This window comes from Bartonella sp. AD328YNZD (genome assembly GCF_042196425.1).
In genome coordinates this window covers 1-10169 of record NZ_JBHIQG010000066.1, presented here as the reverse complement: position 1 = coordinate 10169, position 10169 = coordinate 1, and the positions used below count along the sequence as shown (strand labels likewise).

At 33.9% G+C, this 10169-nt stretch carries 8 protein-coding genes and 2 tRNA genes; 3 read left to right on the top strand and 7 right to left on the bottom strand.

Translation table 11 applies throughout. The features are described from left to right. Both ACFIO3_RS04930 and ACFIO3_RS04925 read left to right on the top strand, forming a co-directional pair. Nucleotides 1-1230 (top strand): cation:proton antiporter (locus ACFIO3_RS04930; protein WP_375704150.1); only part of this gene is annotated, 1230 nt, incomplete at its 5' end. Nucleotides 1231-1245: 15 nt separating this feature from the next. Then, nucleotides 1246-2199, top strand: a complete 954-nt coding sequence (locus tag ACFIO3_RS04925) for a YbhN family protein (protein ID WP_375607185.1) — start codon at nt 1246-1248, stop codon at nt 2197-2199. Between the two features lie 1066 nt (nt 2200-3265). On the opposite strand, the gene ACFIO3_RS04920 is transcribed toward ACFIO3_RS04925, so the two are convergent. Further along, nucleotides 3266-3341, bottom strand: a tRNA-Lys gene (locus tag ACFIO3_RS04920). 436 nt (nt 3342-3777) lie between these two features. On the opposite strand from ACFIO3_RS04920, the gene ACFIO3_RS04915 reads away from it, so the two are divergent. Continuing rightward, a complete protein-coding gene (locus tag ACFIO3_RS04915; protein WP_375607186.1) occupies nt 3778-5346 on the top strand; it encodes a TerC family protein in 1569 nt (522 codons plus the stop codon). Nucleotides 5347-5875: 529 nt separating this feature from the next. Here ACFIO3_RS04915 and ACFIO3_RS04910 read toward each other — a convergent pair. The 6 genes from ACFIO3_RS04910 to ACFIO3_RS04885 all read right to left on the bottom strand — a co-directional run bounded on the left by ACFIO3_RS04910 (nt 5876) and on the right by ACFIO3_RS04885 (nt 9848). Continuing rightward, entirely contained in the window at nt 5876-6160 is a 285-nt protein-coding gene (locus ACFIO3_RS04910; protein ID WP_375686669.1) for a DUF6990 domain-containing protein, read from the bottom strand. Nucleotides 6161-6311: 151 nt separating this feature from the next. Beyond that, nucleotides 6312-6557 carry a hypothetical protein gene (locus ACFIO3_RS04905; RefSeq protein ID WP_375686668.1) on the bottom strand — a complete coding sequence of 82 codons (246 nt, stop codon included), beginning with the start codon at nt 6555-6557 and terminating at the stop codon, nt 6312-6314. 1747 nt (nt 6558-8304) lie between these two features. After that, on the bottom strand, nt 8305-8511 hold the full coding sequence (locus tag ACFIO3_RS04900; RefSeq protein ID WP_375615213.1) for a hypothetical protein: 207 nt from the start codon (nt 8509-8511) through the stop codon (nt 8305-8307). A 327-nt stretch (nt 8512-8838) separates the two neighbouring features. Then, the gene (locus tag ACFIO3_RS04895) at nt 8839-9015 is read right to left on the bottom strand and encodes a YbfB/YjiJ family MFS transporter (RefSeq protein ID WP_375615214.1); all 177 of its coding nucleotides are present in this window, start codon (nt 9013-9015) and stop codon (nt 8839-8841) included. Between the two features lie 53 nt (nt 9016-9068). Further along, complete coding sequence (locus tag ACFIO3_RS04890; protein WP_375607190.1) at nt 9069-9236, bottom strand: YbfB/YjiJ family MFS transporter; 168 nt, start codon at nt 9234-9236, stop codon at nt 9069-9071. Between the two features lie 535 nt (nt 9237-9771). Further along, nucleotides 9772-9848 (bottom strand) — tRNA-Arg (locus tag ACFIO3_RS04885). Nucleotides 9849-10169: the final 321 nt, after the last annotated feature.

The window sequence follows — 10169 nt, the reverse complement described above, 5'->3', positions numbered from 1 at the left end:
CTCAGCAATACAAAAAAAGAAGCGTTGGATCCTCTTGTTCAATGGTTAGATTTAAGTATTTGGGGTATTTTTGGTCTCACCATCCTGAAAGTGATTGTATTTATCGCACTTATGCTTGTCATTGGGCGACGCGTTATCCCATGGCTTTTAAAAATGAGCGCACAATCGGGATCACGTGAATTATTTCGTCTTAGCGTCTTTGCTATTGCATTAGGAGTAGCTTTCGGAGCCGCTCATTTATTTGGAGTTTCTCTTTCTCTTGGTGCTTTTTTTGCTGGTATGGTCATGAGCGAATCAGAATTAAGCCACCGTGCTGCGGAAGAATCTTTACCACTGCGCGATGCTTTTTCTGTTCTCTTTTTTGTTTCTGTAGGTATGTTATTTGACCCAGAGAAACTCTTGACTCATTTTTTCCCACTCTTAGCAACCTTATTCATTATCGTAATCGGAAAATCTGCTGTTACCTTTTTCATCGTTAAGGCTTTTCGCTATTCTAATGCAACAGCTTTGACTATTTCTGCAAGCCTTGCCCAAATCGGAGAATTTTCCTTTATCCTTGCTGGTTTAAGTTTAAGCTTAGGACTTTTAAACAATGACGCTCATGATTTAATTCTTGGAGGAGCAATTTTTTCTATTTTGCTCAACCCTCTTGTTTTCATTGCCTGTAATAAAATTAAAAAACGTCTAGAAAAAAATTCTGTATCCTCACAAAATACCCAAACAATTATTGATATTGATCCACAAGATCCTGACCAAGATTTTTTACCGATGACCTTAAAAAATAACCATATCGTAATTATTGGCTATGGTCGTATCGGTAAGTATGTTGCATTATCTTTAATGAATAGAGGTGAACCTATAGTGATCGTAGAAGAATCAAAACGCCTCTCTGATAAAGCGATTGCAGATGGCTTTGAGGCTATTTGTGGCAATATCATTCAACAAGAAATAATAAACGCAGCAAATATAAATAATGCACATAAAGTTGTTATTACAATGCGAAGTACCATTGAAGTAGGAGAATGTATCGTGAATATCCGTGATATGAAGAAAGATATCCAGATAATCACACATGCATTATCCGATACAGAAACAACATATCTCATTGATTTAGGTGCTGATGTTGTAGTAACAGATGATGAAGAAATTGCCAATGGCATTATAGAGTATATAACAGAACGAAGATCTGTAAGGAATATGCTCAATCATGAAAATTTACAGAAAACATAAAATGGATACAGAATCGTGAAAATAAAGCAATTTATATGGCCATTGATTGGTATCTTAGCAATGCTGGTATCTATTCGAATTCTTTACATGAAGCTCTCTGCCATTTCATTTGGAGATGTATTGGAGCGTTTGAACAATTTAAATGCACAGCACTGGTTATTAGCCTGTTTATGTTCTCTCCTAGCTTATGCTGCTCTTGCTGGATATGATCGAATTGCCTTGCAACATCTAGGCCATAAAATTTCTTGGATTTTTATCGCTATATGTTCATTTACAACCTACGCTCTTTCACACAATATCGGTGCTTCAGTTTTTTCTGGTGCCGTTGTACGCTATCGCGCCTATAAAATGAAAGGATTAAACGGAACAGAAATCGCAATATTAGTAGGTTTTTGCTCTTTTACTTTTGTAATCGGCACAATCTTGCTTTTGGGAATCGTTTTGGTGCTGCAACCCGAAATTATCACCCTCATTCATAAAGAACTTCCTGAATGGCTCGGAACAACGGCTGGAGCAATTTTACTCAGCTGTATAGCACTTTATACGTTTGGCAGCTGGCTTCAGTTAAAACCCTTACGCTTGGGTAAGAAAATTCAACTTTCCTATCCACGGCTGAAAATTGTTATTCAACAGCTTCTCATTAGCCCTCTAGAGCTTTTAGGAGCAGCAGGAATTATATATGCTGTTCTCCCACATAACGCAGATATTCATTTTATCTCTGTTCTTGGTGTTTTTCTAGCATCTTTTACGATAACTCTTCTCTCTAATGCTCCAGCAGGAGGAGTAGGAGTTCTTGAAGCTCTCTTCATAACAGGCATGCCCAATATAAATCCAACTGATGTTATTGCAGCGCTTATTGTCTTTAGAATGTTTTATTTGATTATACCGCTCATCCTTTCATTATTTGTGGTCGTCATTTTTGAGGCGCGACAATATTGGAAAAGAGCCCCCAAAACACCACCGGAATAAATAAAAGGCTATCAATGACTTCTTTTTTGTGTACCTATAAAAGAACAAAACACCACCGTGTTGCCAGTTTACATATCTTTTTTAAGAAACCTCTCTCAACGCTCTTCTCCATTACACAACAATACCCGTAAATGGTATAATAGTAAAGCTATTGTTGCACCATCAACTTTATACTTAATAAAAGATCAAGCCTGCACCATTATACTATTTTTCCAATGTTATGATAACTTTTAGCACTTAAGAACATTAATAAGAATTATTTTTATGCTTTTCTTCAATAGTCTTTATCCACACGTTAATCCCATTTATAATCCCATTTATGATGTACAAATGAAGTTTATGATAGTAAAGTTTTTTCAAACAAAGAATAATCAATTCTTTATAAATCAATATATTATAATGAATCTAAGTAGCTTTCTTAATATTTATATTTTTAGAGGTTTAGCTAACGGAAAGGCAGCATAGCGTAACCACACAGCTTAATATTTTAAAACTTTAAGCCTCATTAAAGTTTATTGTCTTTCGTTTAACAGGTATTAGCTTTAAACAATTAAACTGATATAATTTTATTCCTTGTATGTCCAGCTAAATACTTCATTTTATCTTTATTTACCCTCTTGGAATACTGATGATTATTACAGAAGTTTTTTGTTTAAGCGGGAGAGTTATCAAAAAATATCCACGCTGCTGACACAACTAAAGTGTAAAGTTGCTTCTTTCTTTAAACAATATGCTAAAAATCCAAAAAAATTTTAATCAATTTATATTAAAAGAAGTGAAAACTGTTGATTTCTATACTCCTTTAAATAAAACAATTGTCGGTAAGAAGCTTCTCCTTACCAATTGCAACTTAAAAAAAAGAAACAATACGCATTAAAAAATCTTTAAATGTCCTTTGAAAGTTCTTTGAGACCCCTAAAAAGTACAAAAACCGATGACTAAGCTATATCAACAATCTTTTTTTAAACAAACAGATATGGGGAAATCCTACTGCCCAATTTTATTTAGCAACTCGTACCTTAAAAAAATTACCCAATCAATAAGTTATTTACGGTATAAAATAAAATGGTGGGTGATGAGGGGATCGAACCCACGACCCGCTGATTAAGAGTCAGCTGCTCTACCGACTGAGCTAATCACCCATAAGCTTCTCAAAAGACGAGAATGAGCGTTTCTATAACGCTCCTAAGGATAGATGTCCAGATGTTTTGTTGTTTGTTATATAAACTCATTGTCTGTAAGGTTAAAAATATGATATTCACCACTTGATCTTATATAAAAATAAACCCATTATAAGAAGCTTTATAAATAAATGTTCTGATTGTTATACAGAACCTATAGTTAGAGGATTATCGAGCATAATGCCCGAGCGAAAATTAGAGGAACCTTCTTGTGGTTGTAAGCGGGATGGGGCATCGTTTTGTTTTATCAACAATCACATGCATTCAAGCAATATTGTGCTGTTTTTTTCTTTGAATATAAGTTTTTTACATTCAATGTTCATGATCCAATATACGAATAAAAGCCTATGAATTTTTTTTGTCAATCGCGCGCTTTTAAGCTTCTAAAAGGTAAGGAATGATGGAATGGATCACTGATCCCCATGCGTGGTTTGGTTTGATCACGCTGGTTTTTCTCGAAATTGTTTTAGGAATAGATAACCTTATCTTTATTGCAATTTTAGCTGAAAAATTGCCACTGCATTTGCGTGACCGCGCACGCTTTATAGGTCTTACTTTAGCATTAATTATGCGGCTTTTCCTTCTTACCGTTATTGGATGGGTTATGAGACTCGATAGGGTAATTCTTTCACTTTCATCTTTTGTATTTAGTTGGCATAGCTTTATTTTAATCGGTGGTGGAGCCTTTTTGCTCGCAAAGGGAACGCTAGAATTACATGAAAGGTTAGAAGGAGTATCACATGAAAGAAAAACAGGTGTTGGTTATGCTGTTTTTTGGCAAGTAATCGTCCAAGTCGTGGTGCTGGATGCCGTTTTTTCACTAGACAGTATTATTACCGCAACAGGTATGATTGCAAAAGAGCAGGCAGCAGTTATGTATATCGCAGTCATAGCTGCTATGGGAGTAATGATGTGCGGATCTGGTGCTCTTATGCGTTTTATTAATCGTCATCCCACTATTGTAATCCTTTGTCTTGGTTTTTTGATGATGATTGGTTTTACTCTCATTGTTGAAGGATTTGGTTTTCATATTCCAAAAGGGTATTTGTATGCTGCTATTGGTTTTTCTGTTCTCATCGAAGCTTTTAATCAAATTGGACGTCGTAACCGTGAAAAAATGATTAAAACGAATGATCTACGCAGTAGAACAGCTGATGCTGTTTTGAGGCTCTTAGGAGGAGGAAGCAAAGATAATCACCTTGCTGAGACTGTAGATGTTATTGCTGAACAGGCCGCAGCTTCTGAGTTGTTTAGACCAGAAGAAAAGGAAATGATTCGTGGTGTTCTCGATTTAGCTGATCGCCCTGTTCGCTCTATCATGTCGCCGCGTAATGAGATTGAGTGGTTAGATTTAAATGCTGATGAAAATGAAATGCGTGAAGAATTACAAAAGTTTAAACATAGCCGCTTAATTCTTGCGCGTGAAAAAGTGGATGAATTTGTTGGCGTTGCATTGACAAAAGATCTTCTTTTGAATTTGGCTGAGGGAAAAAAGATTAATTGGAAAAAAGCTATGCGAGAACCCCTCGTTGTTCATGAAAACACAAGTGTTTTACGATTGATGGAGCAATTACGTCATTCTTCGATTCAGCTTGCAATTATTGTTGATGAGCATGGATCTTTTGAAGGAATTGCAACACCAACCGATATTCTTGAAGCTATTGCAGGAGACTTTCCTGATGACGATGAAGAACTCATGATCGCAGAACAACTTGAAAATGGCAGTCTTCTTGTTGAGGGATACGCTGATATCCGCCGTTTAAGTGGTTATCTTGGGCGTAACCTTGTGGATGAAGCAGATCGTTATACGACTCTGGCAGGCTTTATGCTTTGGCAGTTTGGTCATTTACCAAATGAGGGAGAAAGTTTTGAAACTGACGGTTTACACTTTAAAGTGATTGAAATGGAACGCAGAAACATATCTAAAATCCTTATTTCTCCGCTTGTATCACCAGAAAAAAGCTAATTCTTTTTATAAGAAAAATGAATAAAAAGATTTTTTTATGATTAAAAATTGAAAAGAATAAGCAGTTGATAACTCAATTGCATTTCATTATTTTTATATTTTTTAAAGCGTAAAATAATGACATACAAAAGTTATATTATCAATGAACTTTCCATTATAAAAAATTTTCATTGATGATTGACGAAAAGCTGGAAGAGAGAAAATGGTGTAAAATTATTTGTCAATGGTCATTAATCTCAAAACAATGAATATATACAACATATTGATTTATAATAATTTTTTATTATGATATTACCTTCACATCAAGAAAGCCTCTTTCAAACATCAGATTTCCGCCAATGGATAAAATTCAACCATTGTTGAATTCACTCAACTGATGATGGCAGCTTTAAAACAGACTCTGGCTCCTATAATCTTTTTAGATCTTCTTGATATTTCTTAAGGAGCTATTCCTTATCTTTTGTTTCGATAAATGTAGCTATTTTTTTTCCTTCCAAGAATGAAACTCCACCTCTCTGGAAAACCCTTATTAAGAACTTTGTTTTTCTTCTAGATGACTCATATTTTTTGCTACTTTTTTAATTAAAGCGTAGCTGAGCTGCTTAGATTTCACTGCTTCTTTGGCTAAAGCCAATGCACGTTCCAGATGAATCTGTTGGGTGTTTTCATCAAAGCCTAAATGATCCTCTGCACTGAAACTTTGATAATAAGATTGTAAGGGTGCAACATCACCCAATAAAGCCACTGCACCAATATGAAGTAAGCTATAATCTGCATCATCTACCTTGATAACCTTATGTGCCTCCAACTTCACTCTTTCGCCAAAGTGGTACTCCATATCTGGAATAAAAGCATTTATGAAGATCTATTTTTTCCATCGCCCATTTCAAGATATAATCAAGCTTAATTCCAACTAATCTGCATATATTTCTTCTTCACAAATTCTCAATCCCTTTTTATCAAAATCAAGTTGTAGATCTTGTAAATGCTGGTAATTGATAGGGATCAATTACCATGCAGGCAGCAGCTAAAATACCAGTACTAATCGAAACTCCAACATCAAATTGCGAATAATCTTTGATAATTGCGTCATTATAAAGAATTTGTACTTCACAATCTGGTAGTTGATAACGTGCGGAATAATTATCTACCTCTTTAATTTTTTCAACAGACCAATCAAGATTTTTGAAGAACACTGTTGCACTCTCCATGATTAAAAAGTTCTTTGCTCTACCTCAAAAGAGGTTGTATCCATATCAAAGTCAAAAGCGAAGCAGATTTTTGCAAACAAAAGTGATAACGCCGTGTACGAGAAGAATCTTATCAATAAGGTCTTTGGTGATTTCTTTTGCAACGTCTAAACGAGATGGAATCTTAATTCATAAAAAAATATAATAAAGTCAATAGATTGTGTGCAATTATTTTATATAAATCCCATTTAAAATCTACACTTTTATACGTGATTTAATTAACCATTTTTCATAAACAATTACCATGTATGGATAGACCATAAAAAGCAAATCATGATGCAAATGTTATAACGCATGTAAACATTCAAATGAAGTGAAACGCAGCTATCATTTATAACAGTTCATAAATTTTATGATACGTTTTTATCACACACAAATCGCATTATTAAAAACGTAATTGTTTGAAATAATCGATAATATAAATTGCATGCGTTTAAAAAATGGTATGGGGTTTACTCTTTTTTTGAGCTAAACCTTAAAAGAAACAGTCATTTGAAACTATCATAGAATAGGTTTTAATTCATTAAGGACACATAAAAGGATTTAAAGACAAGTCGATTTTAAAGCGCTGCTTACTAAAAAGTTAGTCAATAATAAGCAGACATTATATAGATAATATCATCACAGCAGGTAATGAAATTAATAATGTTATGTCTTAGAAGTCAAAAGATTTTTAATGATATAACGCAGGCAAACAAGCAAAAAACGTTTTAAAAGTTACAGTTTAAAAATACGAAACCAAATGAAGTCCCCTCAAATTTGAGGATACTTATTAAGACAAAGATAAGTAGATAAATTTCAAAAGGATTGCAATCATATTACAAAGGCATGGGGTTTTACTCAATTTTGAGTCAAAAGCGACAATATTAAAGACTGCTCTATTCTAAAGTTAACGAGCTCGAATTTGAACTGATTAATTTTGCCAGCCCAAATATGGACCGGCTTATTTGCAGAGAAGTTACGTTTAAATGCAAAGTGAAAATACGCTTATGAGAACCTCACTAAATGAAAGTTTAAACGTTTAGAGACATAAAATGATATCTCTATAAAAACCTTTGAAACCTAGGTTTTATAACAGTTTAAAAGCCTTAGATTTTATAAAAAGTGGTTGTTTATTGTCTTCTGAAAAGCTGCTTTTAAAAACCAATGTTCGTAAATGTAAACAACGGATTTTGTTACAAATATTCACTTAATACGCACTTTCTCTTGATTGTCTTAATATGAACCTACCAAACGTTTTAAAAGAGACATTTTGATAATGTACTTTGTGTCAAATGACAACTTCAAAAATGAGAGCGTTATTCTTAATAAGTTTTATAGCCATACAAAAGTGTTTATAGGTTCTGTAATTCAAATGAGTGATTAAATATTATACCTATCATTTACGTTCCCATTGATCAGTTTTAATCAATAGAATAGAGCGTTTGCAATATGATACGTTTTGTATATATGCATTCATTATTGATTTCTTTTGTATGATCTGTAGTACCTCTATTTAAAAGCAGCGTCATATCAATTGGCACAGCTTTCTTTTATGATGCGTTTTAACCATCAAAGAAGCACCCTCCACGTCTGTCATTTATTCTGTTTATCAATCTTGATAACATCATCACTTTCATAAACCTCACAATTTATGGGAACCGAATATAAATCGCTATGTCTTTTTATTCTTGCATTGCCATATACATTACCTCTAATCACGATATAATCAGGAGATCTTGGCATTGCCATAAACAGAACCGTAGACCTTAGTATGACACCCCACGCTAGCATTGCCGTAAACCTTGCCTAACAACCGCATGATCATAAACCGCGGCAGTGTTATGAATACGTGCTCTACCGGATAATTTTTCATTCCCATAAACCCGCGCATAATGATAAACTCATACGTTATAAGAAAGATGAGCATTGTCATAAACATGAACACCAAAATACACATGGGTTTTATCACATATAAAGGTATTGCCATTACACATAGCCACCAATGGCAGCATTGCCATAGCCCCTTATATTTTTATAAACACAACCAGATTTTACAACACAGACATTATCAGCAACCCAGCAATTACCATCATGAGAGAGATTGCTTTCATTTTCAATAAAAGCATCTAGATCGCCTTTTTTACATCACCAAAATCGTTTAAAGCACGAATGCGATATAAGATATATGACCAGTCACGAAATCTATTTGATTGGTCAATTCATATTTTGGGATGATTTTTTCTTATTAACAGGAGCGGTTTCATTTGCAATGGAAAAAATAACGGAGGTGTTTTTGTGATATAGTTGTCATATTCAAGCTAATAATAACATATTCATTACCTAGGAGAATACCAACTCCTACACCTGCATAAAGCGAAGAAATAATCCGCCCATTATGGCTATGCTGCATGACCATAATAGAACCTAAAACCATCATTCACCAACAGCAAAACGGATCAAAAGGACTAAGTGTTAACGCCATGGAAATAATTAAGTGCACTCATTACTATAGCTGCACAAGATAGTATGCGAGGAGCAAAAGATATAATCCCAATTACTGCCAAACGTAAAGAATATACTCCCAACTAAATAACCACCATAATTAGCGTTCGGGATATAAGAAAGTTGATTAAAGCTAAACAATCCCTCATCCAACATAACTGGCAATATTGGTGTATAGAGAAATCACCAGATACCCATATCAAAACCATATCGAATACAGTATTTTGAAACAATTCAAACCTTGATGGTTGTCTTTCCCCCTTATTACTCCTTTAACTGGTGATATTCCTCATCTGCGTTCCATATCACCATAACAGCCTTTAACTCCCAAAATAGAAAAAAAGCAAATTTAGCTATTTATTTTAATGACCAGAACAATATATTTAGCGATCTACTATCAACATCGCCAGATCAGTTGTACAATAACATATTGAATTAATATGTATTTTTATATTATAAATATTTATAGTTAAATTGAAAGCACATTTAGATAATCTTGCTTTTTTATCTCGATGTTCAAAATGACTAAGCAAAAAATTATATACGCAACTGTAAAATTTTACTTCTCTTAAAATCATTTACTTATTCGCTAAAAAACTTAATGAACAACTCAAATGACCATTTTCATAAAGAGGAAATCTGCTTTTTTTGGAGAATGTTGTTATTTAGGATGATATGAAATTGAAAAGTTTGGTGCACCCGACAGAATTCGAATCTGTGACCTCTGCCTTCGGAGGGCAGCGCTCTATCCAGCTGAGCTACGGGTGCTTAAAACCGATTATTAAAACCAGTTGTGATCTTTTAACTAATCATCCTCTTAGCTTCAATGCTAAATTACCATTCTAATAAAAAAAATACTTGTTTGTAAATTATCTAACTATGCACCTCTTTTATTTTCCTACAATGATACTTCATCTCGAAAGAGTTTCTCTTTTTGTCTTCAACACTCGTTTTATTATTAAAAGAGCTTTTATTACAACTTCAAAACTTTCAAAAAATAAGTTACAATATGAACTGTAAGTATCAGGATAATTTCTAAATGATTACATTACCAAGTCGCTTTCATTTTGTTTCCGCAGAAACTGAGGA